21 protein-coding genes and 1 pseudogene are annotated in these 19,854 nt (G+C 59.9%); 12 read left to right on the forward strand and 10 right to left on the reverse strand.

Translation table 11 applies throughout. The features are described 5' to 3' along the window. Window positions 1–85 precede the first annotated feature (85 nt). Window positions 86–577: a GNAT family N-acetyltransferase gene (locus BM132_RS22465; RefSeq protein ID WP_092458819.1), complete on the forward strand. Its 492-nt coding sequence runs from the start codon at window positions 86–88 to the stop codon at window positions 575–577. Window positions 578–727: 150 nt separating this feature from the next. Here BM132_RS22465 and BM132_RS22470 read toward each other — a convergent pair whose 3' ends face one another. From BM132_RS22470 to BM132_RS29005, 3 genes and pseudogenes are all read right to left on the reverse strand, one after another. Then, the gene (locus tag BM132_RS22470) at window positions 728–1,006 is read right to left on the reverse strand and encodes a short-chain dehydrogenase (RefSeq protein WP_092458893.1); all 279 of its coding nucleotides are present in this window, start codon (window positions 1,004–1,006) and stop codon (window positions 728–730) included. 487 nt (window positions 1,007–1,493) lie between these two features. Then, window positions 1,494–1,682 carry a hypothetical protein gene (locus BM132_RS22475; RefSeq protein WP_225248464.1) on the reverse strand — a complete coding sequence of 63 codons (189 nt, stop codon included), beginning with the start codon at window positions 1,680–1,682 and terminating at the stop codon, window positions 1,494–1,496. Continuing rightward, window positions 1,612–1,764 (reverse strand): annotated as a pseudogene (locus BM132_RS29005) (hypothetical protein); the annotation flags it as partial. The pseudogene BM132_RS29005 and the gene BM132_RS22475, both read right to left, overlap by 71 nt. A gap of 251 nt (window positions 1,765–2,015) precedes the next feature. Here BM132_RS29005 and BM132_RS22480 point away from each other — a divergent pair. The 6 genes from BM132_RS22480 (at window position 2,016) to BM132_RS22505 (ending at window position 7,521) form a co-directional block, all read left to right on the forward strand. Then, entirely contained in the window at window positions 2,016–4,205 is a 2,190-nt protein-coding gene (locus BM132_RS22480; RefSeq protein WP_092458823.1) for a GAF domain-containing hybrid sensor histidine kinase/response regulator, read from the forward strand. Between the two features lie 772 nt (window positions 4,206–4,977). Further along, window positions 4,978–5,400: a glycine zipper domain-containing protein gene (locus tag BM132_RS22490; protein WP_092399921.1), complete on the forward strand. Its 423-nt coding sequence runs from the start codon at window positions 4,978–4,980 to the stop codon at window positions 5,398–5,400. A 326-nt stretch (window positions 5,401–5,726) separates the two neighbouring features. Then, window positions 5,727–5,894 (forward strand): hypothetical protein, encoded by a 168-nt coding sequence (locus BM132_RS28530; RefSeq protein ID WP_171061338.1) that lies wholly within the window; start codon window positions 5,727–5,729, stop codon window positions 5,892–5,894. 69 nt (window positions 5,895–5,963) lie between these two features. Further along, entirely contained in the window at window positions 5,964–6,167 is a 204-nt protein-coding gene (locus BM132_RS22495; protein ID WP_092399919.1) for a hypothetical protein, read from the forward strand. Window positions 6,168–6,257: 90 nt separating this feature from the next. Beyond that, window positions 6,258–6,629, forward strand: coding sequence for a hypothetical protein (locus tag BM132_RS22500; RefSeq protein WP_092458825.1), 372 nt, complete (start codon window positions 6,258–6,260; stop codon window positions 6,627–6,629). 196 nt (window positions 6,630–6,825) lie between these two features. Further along, window positions 6,826–7,521 (forward strand): HAD-IA family hydrolase, encoded by a 696-nt coding sequence (locus BM132_RS22505; RefSeq protein WP_092458827.1) that lies wholly within the window; start codon window positions 6,826–6,828, stop codon window positions 7,519–7,521. Between the two features lie 69 nt (window positions 7,522–7,590). Here BM132_RS22505 and BM132_RS22510 read toward each other — a convergent pair whose 3' ends face one another. Beyond that, on the reverse strand, window positions 7,591–8,337 hold the full coding sequence (locus BM132_RS22510; RefSeq protein ID WP_092458829.1) for a 3-oxoacyl-ACP reductase family protein: 747 nt from the start codon (window positions 8,335–8,337) through the stop codon (window positions 7,591–7,593). Between the two features lie 126 nt (window positions 8,338–8,463). On the opposite strand from BM132_RS22510, the gene BM132_RS22515 reads away from it, so the two are divergent. After that, window positions 8,464–9,387 carry a LysR family transcriptional regulator gene (locus BM132_RS22515; protein ID WP_092458831.1) on the forward strand — a complete coding sequence of 308 codons (924 nt, stop codon included), beginning with the start codon at window positions 8,464–8,466 and terminating at the stop codon, window positions 9,385–9,387. Between the two features lie 144 nt (window positions 9,388–9,531). Here the strand turns inward: BM132_RS22515 and BM132_RS22520 are convergent, their stop codons facing one another. Both BM132_RS22520 and BM132_RS22525 read right to left on the reverse strand, forming a co-directional pair. Beyond that, a complete protein-coding gene (locus BM132_RS22520) occupies window positions 9,532–10,260 on the reverse strand; it encodes an aspartate/glutamate racemase family protein (protein ID WP_092458833.1) in 729 nt (242 codons plus the stop codon). Window positions 10,261–10,300: 40 nt separating this feature from the next. Then, window positions 10,301–11,041: a phosphoadenylyl-sulfate reductase gene (locus tag BM132_RS22525; RefSeq protein WP_092458835.1), complete on the reverse strand. Its 741-nt coding sequence runs from the start codon at window positions 11,039–11,041 to the stop codon at window positions 10,301–10,303. A 332-nt stretch (window positions 11,042–11,373) separates the two neighbouring features. Here BM132_RS22525 and thrH point away from each other — a divergent pair, with 332 nt between their 5' ends. After that, window positions 11,374–11,991, forward strand: a complete 618-nt coding sequence (thrH, locus tag BM132_RS22530) for a bifunctional phosphoserine phosphatase/homoserine phosphotransferase ThrH (protein ID WP_092399905.1) — start codon at window positions 11,374–11,376, stop codon at window positions 11,989–11,991. A 43-nt stretch (window positions 11,992–12,034) separates the two neighbouring features. Here thrH and pabB read toward each other — a convergent pair whose 3' ends face one another. The 4 genes from pabB to BM132_RS22550 form a co-directional block, all read right to left on the reverse strand. Continuing rightward, entirely contained in the window at window positions 12,035–13,378 is a 1,344-nt protein-coding gene (gene pabB, locus BM132_RS22535; protein ID WP_092458837.1) for an aminodeoxychorismate synthase component I, read from the reverse strand. A 272-nt stretch (window positions 13,379–13,650) separates the two neighbouring features. Next, the gene (locus tag BM132_RS22540; RefSeq protein ID WP_092399901.1) at window positions 13,651–14,637 is read right to left on the reverse strand and encodes an alpha-L-glutamate ligase-like protein; all 987 of its coding nucleotides are present in this window, start codon (window positions 14,635–14,637) and stop codon (window positions 13,651–13,653) included. After that, complete coding sequence (locus BM132_RS22545) at window positions 14,637–16,169, reverse strand: osmotic stress tolerance membrane protein RloB (RefSeq protein ID WP_092458839.1); 1,533 nt, start codon at window positions 16,167–16,169, stop codon at window positions 14,637–14,639. The genes BM132_RS22540 and BM132_RS22545 overlap by 1 nt, the downstream gene beginning before the upstream one ends. Before the next feature lie 5 nt (window positions 16,170–16,174). Beyond that, window positions 16,175–16,711, reverse strand: coding sequence for a retropepsin-like aspartic peptidase RloA (locus BM132_RS22550; RefSeq protein ID WP_092458841.1), 537 nt, complete (start codon window positions 16,709–16,711; stop codon window positions 16,175–16,177). 283 nt (window positions 16,712–16,994) lie between these two features. On the opposite strand from BM132_RS22550, the gene BM132_RS22555 reads away from it, so the two are divergent. From BM132_RS22555 to prpC, 3 genes are all read left to right on the forward strand, one after another. Beyond that, window positions 16,995–17,708, forward strand: a complete 714-nt coding sequence (locus BM132_RS22555) for a GntR family transcriptional regulator (RefSeq protein WP_092458843.1) — start codon at window positions 16,995–16,997, stop codon at window positions 17,706–17,708. Then, window positions 17,705–18,589: a methylisocitrate lyase gene (prpB, locus tag BM132_RS22560; RefSeq protein WP_047228278.1), complete on the forward strand. Its 885-nt coding sequence runs from the start codon at window positions 17,705–17,707 to the stop codon at window positions 18,587–18,589. The genes BM132_RS22555 and prpB overlap by 4 nt, the downstream gene beginning before the upstream one ends. A 129-nt stretch (window positions 18,590–18,718) precedes the next feature. Next, window positions 18,719–19,846, forward strand: coding sequence for a bifunctional 2-methylcitrate synthase/citrate synthase (gene prpC / locus BM132_RS22565; protein WP_092458845.1), 1,128 nt, complete (start codon window positions 18,719–18,721; stop codon window positions 19,844–19,846). Window positions 19,847–19,854 lie beyond the last annotated feature (8 nt).

Raw genomic sequence — 19,854 nt, forward strand, 5'->3', positions numbered from 1 at the left:
CAGGCTGCCCGCCGGTGGGCGGGTAGCTTCGGTCAGGCGAGTCGAGCAGGGCTAAAACCAGGCGTATGAATCTCAAGGACGTGCAATGACATTGCGACACAGGCCAGTAATGGTTGATGACATCAAAACCATCTGCAGTTTCCCCCAGGACGCTCGGGAACTGTTTTATATGTTCCCGAAAGCTCAATACCCTCTGACTGAAGCTCAGTTGACTGACGCAATTAACCAACGATTTGACTCGACGGTTTTTGAAAGGGGAAATAACGTCGTCGGTTTTGCCAACTTCTATCGGGCTGAAAAGGGTGGGGTTTGTTGTATTGGCAATGTCATCGTCGCCCAACAGGCACGAGGTAAAGGTGTGGCGAGCTTCATTGTGAAGACAATGACAGCGCTGGCTTTCGACCGCTATGACGCTTCAGAGGTGCAGATATCCTGCTTCAATGAAAATACGGCGGGGTTGCTGCTTTATCCGAAACTGGGCTTTTTGCCCTTTGCGATTGAAGAACGCACTGCGCTGGATAATCGTAGATCGGCGCTTATCCATATGTCTTGCGGTAGGGCGGGGCGCCGACAATAGCCACCCCGGAAGTCGGACTGATGCTGGGTTCCAATCAGGAAATGATGACGGGCCAAAGGCTTCGGCTAGTCATAAATGAAAGCCCCTGATTCGTTTTGAGTCAGGGGCTTTGTGGTTTCTGGTGTTGAAAATGTTGCTGTTTCGACGGGCTTATAAATTGGAACCCGCCGGCGCCGCATCCAGCCGCCTGGCAATCACATCCATCACGTCGCAACCGTCACGCAACGGAATGCAGCAAAGCTGTGCCAAATCCTGAAGGGTCACAGGGTCGACGCTCTGTTCATCACGCATCGCAAAATTCTCAAGGAACTGAGTAGCGGCACGGATTCGGTAGGCGGCTGCATCAAGCAGGATGTGTAGTGGGGCGCAGGTATCGACGTAAAGGGGTTGGTCGTCGGCGTTGCTGGTAAGGCTCATGTATTGGTTCATATCAAGTCCTTGTGTCATGAGTGAACTGTCACACTTCGTCGCCAAACGAAGGGTGACAGCTGTACACAGGTTGGCGAACCGGAGACACAAGGAGCCGGCAGACCCGAAGGTCTCCCGTGCACAGCTGCCATAAAGCAGTTCTGTGAGCACAAGGGTGCTCCTGCCACAGCAGAAAGCACCGTTGCACTTGTGTCAATCGAGTCGCCAAACCCGGTCGCCATTTGGGGCGACGCCCAGACTATAGACGTCACCACAAAAAATACGCAAGGGATTGATAGGGAAGGGGATTCCCAATCATATGTGGGACGGTGCCATAGTTGTCAGCGCTCAAGCGGCATGTCCTACAACTCAGCAGACCTATCACCTACATTTTCTGGTGAGTAAATGCCATGGAGGGGAGGAGCTGTAGCCACGAGCGCAGCCAGGGAAGGAATGAGGCGAGATTTTCATTATTGTTAATAGAAAATCCCTGTGAGATGACCGTTCTCTACGAATTCACGCGGCTCGCGTAAAATTTGCTCCAGAACTGCGAATCTCGAGCTGCCTTCTTGGCGTAGAAGGGTACCGACGAGTAAGCCTCTTTTAAACGTTGCGAGCCCAGCGCCCGCCTTTCGGCTTCCTGGATGCTCAAAGCTCCACTCTGCCAAATCTTCATCCAGAAGCTGTCCGCCAGCAGCGTCGCGGAAGGTTTTACTTTCGAAGTCGTAGCGAGCATTTCGTACCTCCGGCACGTAGAGGGCTGAGGATGCAGTCGGCATCTGGGCGCTGCAAGACTATAGAGATCCCCGCAAAAACTACGCAAGGGATTGATAGCGCGGAGGTTTCCCAATGAGATGTGGGATATTTCCGTAGCTCAATCAGCCAGTTTTGCCATTCCACCCCCATTTACAGCCCTACACATCCCACAATCCAATCGCGCATTCCTACCCGGCGCGGGATAATACGGTCCGGCTTGGGGTCACAACCGCTTCCCCCTGATCGTATTGGCGGCTGAGAAGGATCGATCGCAATGACAGACTGGCTGCAAAGCTATGGAGAGATGGCTGAACGGGTCCGCGGCCATGACTGGGAGGCCAGCCCGCTCGGGCCGCCGAAGCAGTGGCCCGATGTGCTGAAGACCACCGTAGCGCTGAGCCTCGCCTCGCATTTTCCCCAAGCCATCATATGGGGGCCGGATCTGATCACGTTGTACAACGATGCCTTCGTGCCCATCCTCGGCAATAAACCCCAAGCCCTGGGCCGGCGCTTTGATGAAGTGTGGAAGGAAGTCTGGAGCGACATTGGCCCGATTGTGCGGGCGGCCTTCGAGGGGCAGGCGACTTACATCGAGAATTTCCCCCTGGTCATCGAGCGTGGCGGCGGCCTGGAACAGGCGTATTTCACGTTCTGCTACAGCCCCATCCGTGATCAGTTTGGCAAGGTGGTGGGCATGCTGGACACCGTCACCGAGACCACCTCCACGGTGTTCATGACCCAGCGCCTGGCGGTGCTGGATGCCATCGGCAATGCCGTGGCCAATGCCACCGAGCCGCAGGCCATCATGGCCACCACCACGCGGATTCTGGCGGCGCACCTGAACCTGTCCAATTGCGCCTATGCGGATATGGATGAAGACGAGGATGGCTTCACCATTCGCGGTGATTGGGCCCGGGCGGGGTCACCCAGTATTGTCGGGCATTACCGGCTGGCGGATTTTGGTCGGCTGGCGGTTGCCAACCTGCGGGCCGGCAAACCACTGGTGGTCAACGATAACCTCAAGGAGCTGGCGCCCGAGGAAGCGGCGACGTTCCAGGCGATCGGTATCGCCGCGACCATTTGCGTTCCGCTGATCAAGAACGGACGCTTGACCGCATTGATGGCCATCCACGATAAAACGCCGCGGGTCTGGTCCAGCAACGATCTGGCGCTGCTGATGGAAGTGACCGAGCGATCCTGGGCGCACATCGAGCGCACCCGAGCGGACGCCGCGGTGCGTCAGGGCCTGGCGGCCCTGGCGGAGCTGAACGCGACGCTGGAAGAGCGGGTCGAGGAACGCACCGCGCGCCTGAAACAGACCGAAGCGGCGCTGCGCCAGTCGCAGAAACTTGAAGCCATCGGCCAGCTCACTGGCGGCGTGGCCCACGACTTCAACAACCTGCTGACGATCATTCGTTCCTCCGTCGACTTTCTGCGCATGCCCAACCTGTCTGATGAGCGTCGCAAACGCTACATGACGGCGGTTTCCGAGACGGTGGAACGTGCCGCCAAGCTGACCAGCCAGTTGCTCGCTTTCGCCCGGCGTCAGCCGTTGAAACCGCAGGTCATCGATGTGCGCAAGCAGGTGCAAAGCCTCGGTGACATGCTGCAAACCGTTACGGGGGCGCGGATTCAGGTCAAGGTTGAGCTGAGCGACCGACCTTGTTACATCCGCGCTGACTTGAGTCAGTTTGAAACGGCGCTGATCAATATGGCCCTCAATGCCAGGGATGCCATGGACGGGCAAGGCACACTGTCGCTGCGGCTCATTGGCGGCGCTGGCATGCCGCCGATCCGTGGTCATGCGGGGGCCGGGCAGTCTTTTGCCGCGATTGCCCTGGCGGACACCGGCACCGGTATTACGGCAGAAGTCCTGGAGCATATTTTCGAGCCGTTCTTTACCACCAAGGACGTGGGCAAGGGCACCGGGCTGGGCTTGTCCCAAGTATTCGGCTTTGCCAAACAGTCTGGCGGCAACGTGGATGTGTCGACCGTCGTTGGGGAGGGTACGGTGTTTACCTTGTACCTGCCGGAAGTCGAGCCTGAAGAAGTTCATGAGCCCATCCGCGAGGAAACCACGCCCTTGCTGCTGGAAAAGGGCAAGCGTCGGGTGTTGATCGTGGAGGACAACCTGGAGGTCGGGCGGTTTGCCAATCAGATCCTGCAGGATCTGGGCTACGAAACGGCCTGGGCCACCAACGCCGAGGAGGCACTGGACATGGTTGGCCCGGATGCGATGGCGTTCGACGCGATATTCTCCGACGTCGTCATGCCCGGCATCAGCGGTATTGCCCTGGCCAAGGCTCTGCGCCGCCGCCGCCCGGATCTGCCGGTGGTTCTGACCTCGGGTTACAGCGAGGAGCTGGCCCACCGTGGCCATGAGGATTTCGAGTTTCTATCCAAGCCCTATTCGGCCGATCAGCTTGCCCGGATTTTAAGCCGCACGATGGCGGGGGCGGATTGAATGAAGCTGGTCGTGCGCAAATCACGCAGCTCCATTCGTCGGCCAATCGCTTTCCTGAATCATCAGTCCGTTGATGACCGACTAGTCTCAAAGTCGTGAAGGCCGATATTTTTCAGGCAACGGGTTGTTGCCGGTGTGGGCCTCGACGAAAAGGGGAAAGGCGATGGGAGCACCGTACAGCGAGGATAACGGAGCCGCATATCCGATCAATGAAGGTTTGCAGTGTGGTCAGTCGGCCTATAGAGCAGACTTTGGCGACGAACCGATCAAATCCATCAGGACCAAGGTGTCCAAAGTGCCGCGAGGGGAAAAGGCCAAGTTTTTGCCCAGGGTCCCGGTCAGAAAGTAACGTTACCACCCGACAATGCAGCCCCGTCATCGTGGCGAGGGAGCTTGCTCCCGCTGGGCTGCGTAGCAGCCCCCCACCCTTGAATAATACTCCTGGCAGTACTAGCGCCTGCTGCTCAGCCGAGCGGGAGCAAGCCCTCTCGCCACGACACCCTTCCAGCCTCTGGCATAAATATTTTCCATCTTTTTTCCAGCAACGGTTTCTTTCACGTTTCTTTCACAAGCGGGCGCGTAATCTTGGCTCATCCGTTAGAAAGCAGTACCGCAATACCTGCCCGTTTCCCCAGCGGGCTTTTTTTTGCCTGTCATAAAACTCCCCCTCCGTTTGTTGTCCAACTGACATGGCCCGACGCTATCTGGCGTAGACTGACGCCCGCGCGTACCGGCCATCTTTCCCCGATGCGGCATTCTTGAGGTTTCTATCATGCGTTTGACTTTATCCACCTTGGTGCTTGGGCTTGTGGTTGCTCAGGGCGCGATGGCCGCTGGAGACGGTACGGCTGCGGTTGGCGGTGGTCTGGGCGGTGCGTTGGGTAATGTGGTGGGTCAGCAGATGGGTGGCAGCACAGGCGCGGCGATCGGTGCCGGTGTCGGGGGTGCGGCCGGCAGTGCGGTGGGGGCGCGTAAGGGCAGCCGTACGGAAGCGGCCATTGGTGGTGGCTTGGGTTCGGCCGGCGGTTCGATTGTGGGTAACAGCCTGGGTGGCTCCACCGGTTCCACCATCGGCGCGGGCATTGGCGGCGCGGCCGGTGGCGCGCTGGGTAGCAACTTGTCCAATGATAACGATGGTCACTCAGGCGGCAAGAAGCACAAACACAAGAACAAGCATAAGAACAAGCATCGTTAAGCTGATGTTTGGATGAGACGCCCGACTTCCTTGCTCGGTAACGGGTAAAGAAGTCGGGCGCTGCATTTGTGGCGAGGGGATTTAACGAAACGTCGCACCGCCCCGCTGGATTGCGAAGCAGTCCCAAAAGAAGTGAATCCAATCTACCTGGCATATCGCGTGCTCAGGTTTTAAGGCTGCTTCGCAGCCCAGCGGGGCGGTGCGACGTTTCGTTAAATCCCCTCGCCACAGGCTCCAGGTGCCGCGAACAATTGCGCACCTATCCGGAACGTTTCCCCCCGCTGCACCTCGAATTCATACATCCATCAGCAATTGCGAGGTGCGTCATGACGCCGGAAACCGAAGGTACGGAAGAAAAAGGCCCGTCTGGCGTTCCTTTCGTCAATGATCCGGGCAATGAAGACCCAGGCTCGCTGATGGACGACGCCCAGGTGCCCTTGATCGAGGGTGAAGAGGTTGAAGACGCTGAGATCGAGGACGAGTCCTACGATTGAAGTCGCTCAAGCTGACCGCCCGTGTTCTCAAAACTGAATGACGTGTTGTCCCGTCATCAGGAGGTTGCCATGACTGCCGATTCGCCTGTCCCTGACGACGATGAAACCCCGGAATACCCACTGCCCTCACCAACCGACTCCTTGAGCCGGGATCAGCGGCCGCCTGACGACGAAGCCGGGGTAGAGCAGGTGCCGAGTGAGGATGAGGATATTGAGGCGAGCCCGGACGATCCGGACATTGCCGGTAAAGACGCCTCCGGCGAGCCGAGCTGATTGCCGGTTCCGCCCGTCGATTCATCGGCACCATTGGCAAGGCACGATTGCCACACATCAGGTAGGTAACCTTAAAAAGGGAGACTCACCATGATGAAATCAAATGTGACCGCGCTGACCCTGGCCGGGATTCTGTCGATCAGTTCCGTGGCAGTTTTTGCACAGTCTACAGACGGCAATCCCCCCGTAGATAAGGGCGGGATGCCACCTTCCACCGAGATGGAGGCCGGCTCCAATACGGGTGATAACGCCAATGCCTTGCCGCCTGGCTCGGTGCAAGGCGGTAATGGCGACGATGCCACCGGCAGCAGTACCAGCCCGGGTACCGGCAGCGGTTCAATGAGCGGTGGCAGTTCCATGGGCGGCGATGCCTCCAGCAGTGGAACCGGATCCGGAACCCTCGACGGCGGTGGGAGCTCCGGTGACGGCGGCTCGAGTGGTTCCAGTGGTTCGAGCCAATAACGCATCGCCCATCAATGTAACCTGATCCTTGTGATGGCGAGGGAGCAAGCTCCCTCGCTGCACCCGTCGTTCACCCAGATTTACCGTTGCCTCTGCCAAGCCTCTCTCGTTATCCTGCTGAATCCTTTAAGGCGAACACATTGCCCTGGCCAAACCTGAGCCATCTCTGGAACCTTGTGATAACGGATCAGATGCCATGAAAGCACCGCTGCAAGAGTTTGGCCCGATCAAGGCTGTGATATTCGACATGGATGGGCTGTTGCTGGACACCGAGGGCATTTACACCGAGGTGACGTCCATCATCGCCGAGCGTTACGGGCGCACGTTTGACTGGAGCGTCAAGCAGAACATCATCGGACGCGGGGCCGGGGATCTGGCCCGTTATGTCGTTCAGGCGCTGGAATTGCCGATCACCCCGGAAGAATTCCTGGTGATCCGCGAGCCCTTGATGCGCGAACGCTTTCCTCACGCCCTGGCGATGCCTGGCGCTGAAGAACTGGTGCGGCATTTGAAAGCCCATGATGTTCCGATTGCGGTGGGCACCAGTTCGTCGAGCCAGTCGTTTGCGCTCAAAACCACGCTGCACCGGGACTGGTTCGCGCTGTTCGATTTCATCGTCACCGCCGATGACCCGGAGGTCGGCGCGGCGAAACCGGCACCGGATATCTTCCTCACCGCAGCTCGTCGCCTGGGCGTTGCACCTCGCGATTGCCTGGTGTTCGAAGACTCACCGTTCGGCGTGACCGCGGCGAAAGCGGCGGGGATGACCGCCATTGCCATTCCGGACTCGGCCATGGCCGACGAAAAATACGCGCATGCCGACGCGATCATCCGCTCCCTGAAGATCTTCCAGCCGAGCCAGTGTGGTTTGCCAGAGCTGGAGTGGGCCTGACGACACACGTAACACAACAGAACGCCGGTCATGGTTTTACCCATGACCGGCGTTTTTTTATGGCCTGAATCAGGCGCCGAACCCCCCATCGATGGTCAGGCTGGCGCCAGTGATGTAAGCCGCTTGCGGGCCTGCCAGGTAGGCGACGAAACTGGCGATTTCGTCGACGGTGCCGTAACGGCCGATCGCCATCAACGCCATCAGGCTCGCGGCGAAATCACCGTCGGCCGGGTTCATGTCGGTGTCCACCGGCCCGGGCTGCACGTTGTTGACGGTGATGCCGCGTGGGCCGAGGTCGCGAGCCAGGCCTTTGGTCAGGCCCACCAGCGCGGACTTGCTCATGGCATAGGCGGCGCCGCCGGTGAAGGGCATGCGGTCGGCGTTGGTGCTGCCGATATTGATGATTCGTCCACCTTCACCCATGTGCCGAGCCGCTGCCTGGGTGGCGATGAATACGCTGCGCACGTTGATGGCCAGGGTCTGGTCAAAATCCTCGAGCTTGAATTCGTCCAGCGGCGCCATCGCCAGTACACCAGCGTTGTTGACCAGGATGTCCAGCCGGCCAAAGGCGTCGACGGTGGCATTGACGGCGTTGCGGATGGCCTCTGCGTCGGCGCTGTCGGCCTTGATCGCCAGGGCCTTGCCGCCGGCTGCGATAATACTGTTCTGCAGTTCTTCGGACTTGGCCGCCGAGCTGACGTAGGTGAAGGCTACGGCGGCGCCTTCGGCTGCCAGGCGCTTGACGATGGCGGCGCCGATACCGCGGGAACCGCCCTGGATCAAGGCGACTTTACCGCTCAGTGTTTGAGTGCTCATGATGTTCTCCAAACGTGCCGGGGCGGAATGCCCGCGGTTGATGGCGCGAGTATCGGGATTTGGTGTTGGGTTGAGTAGAGGCTTACAGATACAGTCTGTGTAAACCAAAAGTTTAGAGTGGCCCTTATGAAAACCTTCAGCAGTATCGAATGCTTTGTGCGGAGCGCCGAAGTCGGCAGTTTTGCCGAGGCTGCACGTCGCTTGAGCGTGACCCCTGCGGCAGTAGGTAAAAGCGTGGCCAAGCTCGAAGCGCGGTTGGGGGTACGCCTGTTCCAGCGCAGTACCCGCAGCCTGACGCTGACCGAAGCCGGTCAGCTATTCCTCACAGAAGTCGGCACCAGCTTCAATACGATCCAGAACGCGGTCGCCAACCTTGCCAGTGCCGGCGGGCAACCGGCTGGCACCTTGAAAGTGAGCATGGGCACGGCGTTCGGTCGACTGTATGTGGTGCCGTTGCTGGGGGCGTTCTTGCAGCGCTATCCGGCGATCAATCCGGACTGGCATTTCGATAACCGCCAGGTGGACCTGATCGGCCAAGGTTTCGATGCGGCCATTGGCGGCGGTTTCGAACTGCCCCAGGGGGTGGTGGCGCGCAAATTGGCCGTGGCTCATCGCGTATTGGTTGCCTCGAAGGGCTATGTACAAAGCCATGCGCCGGTGATTGAACCGGAAGATCTGGCGCACCATCAGGGCATCCTGATCCGTTCACCCCAGACCGGACGTATCCGTTCATGGCAACTGACCAGCCGCACACGACAGCACAGCCCGCTCATGCTCAAGGCCCGCATGACCATGAGTGACTCTGAAGCCGACTGCGCCGCCGCCATCCAAGGGCTGGGCATCGGCCTGGTGAGCATGCCGGTGGCGGTTCCTTATCTGCAATCGGGGGCGTTGCAGCGGGTGCTGCCGGATTGGTACGTCGACGATGGCAACATTTCCATCTACTACGCCGAGCACAAACTGCTGCCGGGCAAGACCCGGGCGTTTGTGGACTTCATCATCGAGCAGTTTGCCGAGCAGGGGTTGGGGGAGCGGTTCAGTGCGGTTTGAGTTTGGCTTTGGACCGAGGTGCGGCCTTCGCGAGCAAGCCCGCTCCCACATTTGAATTGCGGGGTCATAAGGTTGTGTACGACACAGATCTACTGTGGGAGCGGGCTTGCTCGCGAAGGCCGCACCCGGGTCTAGGATGTCAACTCACCGCCCAAACCGCCCCGGCCAACCGATGATGGTCTTGGGCCGAGGCGTGGCATAGGTGCGCACTTTCGAGGTGGACAAGCCCAACCGCACCAGGGATTCGGCAATGGTCACCGCCGCCGTCACACCATCGACCACCGGCACCCCAGTGCGCTGGCGGATCTGCTCATCGAGCCCGGCCATGCCACCGCAACCCAGGCAGATCACTTCGGCCTTGTCCTGACTGACCGCCAGTTCTGCCTGTTGCACGATGGCCTCGACCGCCCGTTGCGGGTCTTGCTCAAGCTCCAGCACTGCCAGGCCACTGGCGCGTACCGAGGCGCAGCGAGCGAACAGGCCGGAGAGCTTGAGGCGGTCTTCGATCAGCGGCACGGTGCGGTCCAGGGTGGTGACCACCGAATAGGCGTGGCCCAGGAACATCGCGGTGCTGGCGCCAGCGTCGGTGATGTCCACCACCGGTACATTGAGCAGTTCCTGCAAGCCTTCGCGGCCATGTTCGCCGTAACCGGCCTGGATCACCGCATCAAACGGTTGATCGTAGGCCATCACTCGGTCCATCACTGCGATGGCGGCCAGGTAGCTTTCGAAGTTGCCTTCGATGGAGTCGGCACCGAAGTACGGCGTGAGCCCGACGATCTCGGTGCCCGGTGCGGCCACGGCCTGGGCCTGCCGGGCGATGGACTGGGTGATGGAGTCGGTGGTGTTGACGTTGACTACAAGAATTCGCATGAGCTTTCCTTTCTCATAATAAGTGCAGGAACGGCGGTTCTCAGGCCTTGGATTTACTGATGATATTGCCTGCGTGCAGCCCGCATTCCTTCTGCGTGGCTTCTTCCCACCACCAGCGACCTTCGCGTTCGTGCTGGTTCGGCAGCACTGGGCGGGTGCAGGGTTCGCAGCCGATGCTGATGAAGCCGCGTTCATGCAGGCTGTTGTAGGGCAGTTCCAGCATGCGGATGTAGCCCCAGACTTCTTCGCTGGTCATCTGCGACAACGGGTTGAATTTGTACAGGGTGCGCTCCGGAGTGGAAAACGCTGTGTCGATTTCCAGCACGGCCACCTGGCTGCGGGTGCCGGGGCTCTGGTCGCGACGCTGGCCGGTAGCCCAGGCGCGGACATCGGACAGCTTGCGCCGCAGCGGTTCGATCTTGCGAATGCCGCAGCACTCACCGTGACCGTCCTTGTAGAAACTGAACAGGCCTTTTTCCTTCACGAAAGGCTCGAGTTTCGCAGGGTCCGGCGAGATCAGTTCGATCTCGATCTTGTAGTGCTCGCGCACCTGCTCGATGAACCGATAGGTTTCCGGGTGCAGGCGGCCGGTGTCGAGGCTGAACACCTTGACGTTCTTGTTCAGCTTCCAGGCCATGTCCACCAGCACCACGTCTTCGGCGCCGCTGAACGATATCCACAGGTCATCGCCGAATTCGGCGAAGGCCAGTTTGAGGATGTCCTGTGGGGACTTGTTGGCATAGGTCGTGGCGAGTTCCACGACGTCAAACGATGGGCTCATCAGGGCGGCTTCCTACAGGTCGGTGGCGCTGGGCGCTCTATATGGGGCTGATGGTAACAAAAGCTGTCGGGGCTGGCGCGTTCCTGTGCGTTGCGCAGGCATCGGCGAATGGCCAGTGTCCTGTATCATAAATACTGTTCCTTTTTGACGGCGTCTGTTGTCGTCATGCTGCGTTGCCGCTCCTCGCCATAGCGGGCTATGACTCGTCGCGGCGCCTTGCTTGACGAAAACAGCCACTCGTCAAAAAAGGAACGTATTTGCGAAACAGGACACTAGAGTCGGCAGTCCTTTTGTTCGCTCAACCGATAAACATCAAAAAATGGGAGTGTCTTGTGGAAATTGCCTGTCTCGACCTGGAAGGTGTGCTGGTCCCGGAAATCTGGATCGCCTTCGCTGAAAAAACCGGTATTCAATCCCTCAGGGCAACCACGCGGGACATTCCCGACTACGACGTGTTGATGAAGCAACGGTTGCGCATCCTCGATGAGCATGGCCTCAAGCTCGCCGATATCCAGGAAGTCATCGCCACCCTCAAGCCGCTGGACGGCGCCATTGAGTTTGTCGACTGGCTGCGTGAGCGCTTCCAGGTGGTGATTCTTTCCGACACCTTCTACGAATTCTCCCAGCCGTTGATGCGTCAGTTGGGTTTCCCGACGTTGCTCTGCCATCGTCTGATTACCGATGACAGCGGGCGGGTAACCGGCTACCAACTGCGTCAGAAAGATCCCAAGCGCCAGTCGGTATTGGCCTTCAAGAGCCTGTACTACCGGGTGATTGCGGCGGGGGATTCCTACAATGACACCACGATGCTGGGTGAAGCCGATGCCGGGATTCTGTTCCATGCGCCGGACAATGTGATTCAAGAGTTCCCGCAATTCCCGGCAGTGCACAGTTTTGCCGAGCTCAAGCAGGAGTTCCTCAAGGCTTCGAACCGCAACTTAAGCCTGTAAACACCGCCCCCTGTAGGAGCAGCCTTCGGCAGCTCCACAGGGGTTACAGCTTCTGTAGGGTGTCGAGCAACACCCGAACCTTGGTAATCGACTCCTGGTACTCAGCCTGCCAATCCGAATCTGCGACAATCCCGCCGCCGCCCCAGCAACACACTTGCCCATCCTTGACCAGCAAGCTGCGGATGGCGATGGAACTGTCCATCTCTCCGCGTACGTCCAGGTACAGCAACGAGCCGCAATACAGCCCGCGGCGGGTCGGTTCGAGTTCGTCGATGATCTGCATGGCGCGGATTTTCGGTGCGCCGGTGATCGAGCCGCCGGGGAAGCTGCCTGCGATCAAGTCCAGGGCATCCTTGGCGTCGGCCAGCTCGCCCGTCACGCTGCTGACCAGATGGTGGACGTTGGGATAGCTTTCCAGGCTGAACAACTCCGGCACGCGCACCGAGCCGACGCGGCAGGTGCGGCCCAGGTCGTTGCGCAACAGATCGACGATCATCAGGTTTTCCGCCCGGTCCTTGGGGCTGGCCAGCAGCTCGGCGGCATGGGCGGCGTCTTCGTCAGGGGTTGCCCCGCGTGGACGGGTGCCCTTGATCGGGCGGGTTTCCACATGGCCTTCGCTGACCTTGACGAAACGTTCTGGCGACAGACTCAGCACCGCGCCGCCATCGGGCAAGCTCTGGAAGCCGGAAAACGGCGTTGGGCAAGCCGCCCGCAGTGCCTGATAGGCGGCCCAGGCATCACCCCGGCACGGGGCGCGGAAGCGCTGGGCAAAGTTGACCTGGTAGCAGTCGCCGGCCTGGATATACGCCTGGATCCGTTCGAAGGCCTGTCGATAGGCATCGCTATGGAGGTCGGGCGCCATAGGCGCTTCAAGGCTGAAGGCGGTCACAGGCGCTGAGGTCGGCTGGCTGAAGAGCGCCATCAGGCGCTGGCGTTCGCTGTCGGTGCAGTGAGGGTGAAACACCAACTGGCTGGTCCCGGCCTGATGGTCGGTGACCAGCGCCCAGTCGTACACACCGAACCGCGCGTCGGGCAGGTGCAGATCGTCTTTGGCGTGGGACGGCAGGGTTTCAAGATGTCGGCCAAAGTCGTAGCTCAGGTAGCCGATCAGGCCGCCAGCGAAAGGCAATTGCACCGAGGCCGGCAGTACGGCTCGGCCCAACTGCGTCAGATGAATACGCAAGCGTTGCAGGAAATCGGCACCGCTCTCACCTGACAACACCGCTAGCTGCTCCAGCGGCCAGGCACTGAGCAAATCATAGCGCCCGCGTTCGGCACTTGGCCGGCCGCTGTCGAGCAGTACACTGCCCGGGGCATGACGGATCACCGCGAAATACTCGGCGGGGTTGGCGCGGTAAGGCAGCGGGTGTACAGAGCAGGTTGGCATGGGCGGGGTGGGTCAGCCGTTCAGGCGGGGGTGGCGATTGTAATCCCTCTGTAGGATTTGCTCCTAGGGGGATGTCGGAGATGGGCAAGTTGGGGGCTATTGAAAATCTCCATGGCGAGCTAGCTCCCTGCCGCTGGTAGCGAAGCGACCCTGTAGGAGCTGTCGAGTGCAACGAGGCTGCGATCTTTCCCCAGACACTTGAGTCTCAAGCGAAAGATCAAGATCAAAAGATCGCAGCCTCGTTGCACTCGGCAGCTCCTACAGGGGGTATTTCAACCCTCAACGGGCGGAATATGCCCAAACAACTCCTGGGCAAACGCCACGCGCTCCTCGACGGTCTCAACTACACCACGGGCCTTGAGTTCTTCCAGGCGGGCTTCCACTGCATGGGTGCGCAAGGTCAGGCCGCAGTCGTTGGCGATCTGGATGTTCAGACCCGGTCGGGCGTTGAGTTCCAGGATCAACGGACCTTTTTCCTGATCCAGCACCATGTCCACGCCGATGTACCCCAGCCCGCACAGTTCGTAGCAACCGGCGGCCAGTTTCATGAAACCGTCCCAGTAGGGCAGTTGCACGCCGTCCACCGCGTTGGTGGTGTCAGGGTGTTTGGTGATGATGTTGTTCAGCCAGGTGCCGCGCAGGGTCAGGCCGGTGGCAAGGTCGACACCCACGCCGATGGCGCCTTGGTGCAGGTTGGCCTTGCCGCCGGACTGGCGGGTCGGCAAGCGCAGCATGGCCATCACCGGATAGCCCATCAGTACGATGATGCGAATGTCCGGTACGCCTTCATAGCTGATGCTCTTGAAGATCTGGTCCGGCGTCACGCGATATTCGATCAGTGCCCGGTCCCGATGCCCACCCAGAGAGTACAGACCGGTAAGGATGCTGGACACATGGTGTTCGATTTCTTCATGGCTGATGATCTTGCCGGACACCGTGCGATAGCGGCCCTCGAAGCGGTCGGCAATGACGATGATGCCGTCGCCACCCGCGCCCTGGGCCGGCTTGATCACGAAGTCGGTTCGCCCGCCGATGATCTCGTCGAGCTTCTCGATTTCCTTCTCGGTGGAGATCACCCCGTACAGCTCCGGCACATGGATACCGGCAGCGATGGCCCGTTCCTTGGTGATGATCTTGTCATCGACGATCGGGTACAGGCTGCGCTTGTTGTATTTGAGCACGTAGTCGGCGTTACGCCGGTTGATGCCCATGATGCCCCGGGCCTCCAGGGCCTTCCAGGTCTTCCACAGGCCGAACATTATGAGTCAGCCTTGAGGAAGGCCTTGAACCGCATCAGCTCGGTCAGGCGGTAGCCGCGGTAGCGCCCCATGGCCAGCATGAAACCTACCAGAATCAGCAGGATGGCCGGGAAGGTGAACACGAAGTAGATCAGTTCCGGCACGCTCATGATCAGGTGCGCCAGGGCGGCGGCGAACAGGGTGCCGATGGCCACCTTCATGGCGTGGCTGGCGCCGCGTTCTTCCCAGGTAATGGACAGGCGTTCGATGGTCATGGTCAGAATCACCATCGGGAACAGCGCGACCGACAGCCCGCGTTCCAGGCCCAGCTTGTGGCTGAACAGGCTGATGGCGGCGATCAGCACCACCACGAATGTCAGTACCACCGACAGCCTTGGCAGCATTTGCAGCTTGAGGTGTTCCAGATAGGAGCGCAGTGACAGGCCCAGCGTCGTGATGATCGTGAACAGGATGATGCCGAAGCCCAGTTGGGTTTCGCGGAAGGCCAGGGCGATCAACACCGGTGTGAACGTGCCCAGGGTCTGCAGGCCGATCAAGTTGCGCAGCACCAGAATCACCAGCACGCCGATCGGGATCATCACCATGATCATGAACGTCTGCTGGGTTTGCAGCGGCAGGCCGTAGAGCGAGTATTCGAGGAAGCTGGCGTCGGTGTTTTCGTCCGTCAGCTTGGCCAGGCGAATGGCGTTCATTTCGCTGTTGTTCATGGTGAAGGTGACGGTGGCTTTTTTGCCGCCATCGACGGTGATCAGGTTTTCATCACCGGTCCACCACAGCAGGCGGTCGCTGGGCAGGCCCCGCTCAGCAGTATCCGGGTTGAAATACAGCCAGTCGGTGCCGTTGAAACTGCGCAGCCACAGTTCAGGCGACTGCGGTTGGTCGGCGACCAGGCGGATGGTATGGACCTTCTCCACGGGCACGTGGGCGATAGACAGCACCAGCTCGACGACTCTGGCCTTACTGGCTATGGACGGATCGCCAGCTAGCAGCAGCTTGACGTTGTCATCGTTGGGGTTGTTGACCCGTTTGATCGCTTCGCTGATGAAGGTCTCGACGTCGGCCGAGTGCTGGCGGATCGGCGCGAGCAGGGCTTCGGCGGCCAGCTTCTCGGGGCCCTCGACGGCGATGCTGTCGCGGAAGGTCGGGCCCTTGATCTTGGATTTTTCCGAGGTGTAGCGCTTGGTCAGCACCAGGCGGTAATACAGCGTCTGGTTGCCCTTGGCCCGACGAGCCGACCACGTGACCTTGCGGTTACCGTCCACCCGGTTCACCGCCACACCGTAGTTATTGGAAATGAAGCTCTCGTTGAGGCTGACATAGTCCATGCTCAGTGGCGGCACGAACATCTGGATCTTCACCGGATCCTTGGCATTGGGGACGAACTCGATCTTGGCGTCGATGTTCCACAAGTCGTCGGTGGCGTCTTCGGTCACCGGGATGCCGAGCACGAAAATCTGATAGGCCGTCACCGACAGGCCCAGCACCACCAGGATGGCGATCAGCATTTTCAAATGGAGGGTAAGAGAGCGCATTGGAATTACTCTGCGGTTTGAGCGGCATTGGCGCAGGCGGGTTTGCCGGCAGCGTATTTGAGACTGGGGTCGACCAGCGCGTCGAAGCGTTTGAGGGCTTCGGAGCCGATCAGTAGCGGGTATTGGAAAGCACTGCGGTCGGTGAGGTTCACTTCGATGCTACGCAGGGCCGAGCCCATGCAGATGTCCAGCTCGATGACCGGCCGAGCCGTGTAGTTCTTGCCTTCTTCGGGATCATAGTCGCCGGCGCGGCGTTTGATCTTGCTGACCCGGGCCAGCGGACGTTCGATAGGGTGCGAATGCGCCGCGTCGATGGCCAGGTAAAAGCGCACCCAGGATTCGCCATCGCGTTTGAAGCGCTTGATGTCCCGGGCGCTGAGCGAAGCGGTTTTGGCGCCGGTGTCCAGCTTGGCGGCCACTTCCAGGTCGATGCCCTGCAGGGCGGCGTATTCATTGAGGCCGTACACGGTTTTTTCACCCGCCAGGGCAAGCCCCGGCAGGCACGTGAAACAAAGGACAGCAGTTAAGGGCTTGAGTGTCATAAATCCTGATGCACAGTGTTCCGTTCGTCGGTTCAGGCCCTGGCATTACTGCACAAGCTCCCTGGGTTGCCTTCTCTAATAGACGCAGAGCGGCAAATGGCGGCGGCATTCTAGCACGGTGGTTTTCTGACGCCACCGCCACCCGGACGTTACCGGTTATCCCACGTACGGGGTTATGGCAGAGGCGCTTATTAGACGATTGTCGACAATATCTAATTTTTCTTTGACGTATTGGTGTTGATTGGTTAGTTTTTGCCTCATAGATTTGTAAGGTGTCGACAATATGCTCGATCAGCTTGAATCCCCAGTCCTGCCCCAGGAAGAATCGGAAACCCTTTCCGAGAACGTCTTCCGGCGTATCCAGGCCGCAATCGTGCGAGGCGATATCGCGCCTGGCAGCAAGATCTCCGAGCCCGAACTGGCACGCACCTACGGCATCAGTCGCGGCCCGCTGCGCGAGGCGATCCATCGCCTGGAAGGCCAGCGCCTGCTGGTGCGGGTGCCTCACGTGGGCGCCAGAGTGGTCTCCCTGAGCCATGCCGAATTGCTGGAACTCTATGAAATCCGCGAGTCCTTGGAAGGCATGGCCTGCCGTCTGGCGGCCGAGCGCATGACCGTGGAAGAAATCGACGAGCTGCGCCGGGTCCTGGAAACCCATGAGCGCGACGCGGCGTTCCAGGCCGGTGTCGGCTATTACCAGCAGGAAGGCGACTTCGATTTTCATTACCGGATCATCCAGGGCAGCGGCAACCGCACCCTGACCCAAATGCTCTGCGGCGAGCTGTATCAATTGGTGCGCATGTACCGCATCCAGTTTTCCACCACGCCCAACCGTCCGCGCCAGGCCTTTGCCGAGCACCACCGGATTCTTGATGCCATCGCCGACCGTGACGGTGAACTGGCTGAATTATTGATGCGCCGGCACATCGGCGCTTCCAAACGCAACATCGCGCGTCATTTCCAGGACAGCGCCGCCACTGAACGAGGTGAGTCATGAGCAACAGCACTCCAGGCCAGCGTTTTCGCGATGCGGTCGCCAACGAGCATCCGCTGCAAGTGGTGGGCACGATCAACGCCAACCATGCGCTGCTGGCCAAACGCGCCGGTTTCAAGGCGATCTATCTGTCGGGCGGCGGCGTGGCGGCCGGCTCCCTCGGCGTGCCGGACCTGGGCATCACCGGCCTGGATGACGTGCTGACCGATGTGCGCCGTATCACCGACGTCTGCGACCTGCCGTTGCTGGTGGACGTGGACACCGGGTTTGGCTCCTCGGCGTTCAACGTGGCTCGCACGGTCAAGTCGATGATCAAGTTCGGCGCGGCGGCCATCCATATTGAAGACCAGGTCGGCGCCAAGCGCTGCGGCCACCGTCCGAACAAAGAGATCGTCTCGCAACAGGAAATGGTCGACCGCATCAAAGCCGCCGTCGACGCGCGCACCGATGACAGCTTCGTGATCATGGCCCGTACCGATGCCCTGGCCGTGGAGGGCTTGGAATCGGCCCTGGACCGCGCCGCCGCATGCATCGAGGCCGGCGCCGACATGATCTTTCCGGAAGCCATTACCGAACTTGAGATGTACAAACTGTTCGCGAGCCGCGTGAAAGCGCCGATCCTGGCCAACATCACGGAATTTGGCGCGACACCGCTGTACACCACCGAACAACTGGCGGGAGCCGACGTGTCCCTGGTGCTGTACCCGCTGTCGGCCTTTCGCGCCATGAACAAAGCGGCCGAGAACGTCTACACGGCGATTCGCCGCGACGGCACGCAACAGAACGTCATCGACACCATGCAGACTCGCATGGAGCTTTACGATCGCATCGACTACCACACCTTCGAGCAGAAGCTCGATGCGTTGTTCGCGGCGAAAAAATGAAACCATCGCAGCCTCGCTTCGCTCGACAGCTCCTACGTTGCCGAGCAACGCCCTGTAGGAGCTGCCGAGTGCAACGAGGCTGCGATCTTTCCCCTCATTCTCTACAAATCTAAAAACGGGAGACAGCAAATGGCCGAAGCAAAAATACTCAGTGGCGCCGGGCTCCGTGGCCAGGTAGCCGGGCAAACCGCACTGTCCACCGTAGGCCAGTCGGGTGCCGGCCTGACCTATCGCGGCTATGACGTTCGCGAGCTGGCGGCTGACGCGCAATTTGAAGAAGTGGCTTACCTGCTGCTGTACGGCGAGCTGCCGACCCAGGCGCAACTGGACGCCTACACAGGCAAGCTGAGCCAATTGCGGGACTTGCCCCAGGCCTTGAAAGAGGTGCTGGAGCGCATTCCCGCCGACGCCCACCCAATGGACGTGATGCGCACTGGCTGCTCGTTCCTGGGCAACCTGGAGCCGGAGCAGAGTTTCTCCGAACAGCATGACAAGACCGACCGCCTGTTGGCCGCGTTCCCGGCGATCATGTGCTACTGGTACCGCTTCAGCCACGAAGGCCTGCGCATCGAGTGTGTGACCGACGAAACCTCCATCGGCGGCCATTTCCTGCACCTGCTGCATGGCAAGAAGCCCAGCGAGTTGCACGTCAAGGTGATGAACGTCTCGCTGATTCTGTATGCCGAGCACGAGTTCAACGCCTCGACCTTCACGGCGCGGGTATGTGCCTCGACCCTGTCTGACCTGTTTTCCTGCATCACCGCCGCCATCGGTTCGCTACGCGGCCCGTTGCATGGTGGGGCCAACGAAGCAGCGATGGAAATGATCCAGCGCTTCAAGTCGCCCGAGGAGGCGATCAAGGGCACTTTGGGGATGCTCGAGCGCAAGGACAAGATCATGGGCTTCGGCCACGCGATCTATAAGGACAACGACCCGCGCAACGAGGTGATCAAGGGCTGGTCGAAAAAACTTGCCGACGAGGTGGGTGACACAGTGCTGTTCCCGGTTTCCGAGGCCATCGACAAGACCATGTGGGAGCAGAAGAAACTGTTTCCCAACGCCGATTTCTACCATGCCTCGGCGTACCACTTCATGGGCATCCCGACCAAGCTGTTCACGCCGATCTTCGTTTGTTCACGCCTGACCGGCTGGGCCGCCCACGTCTACGAACAACGTGCCAACAACCGCATCATCCGACCGAGCGCCGAATACACCGGCGTCGAACAGCGCAAGTTCGTGCCAATCGAACAACGCTGAACTGGAGG

This window comes from Pseudomonas sp. NFACC45 (genome assembly GCF_900113505.1).
Taxonomy (GTDB): domain Bacteria; phylum Pseudomonadota; class Gammaproteobacteria; order Pseudomonadales; family Pseudomonadaceae; genus Aquipseudomonas; species Aquipseudomonas tehranensis.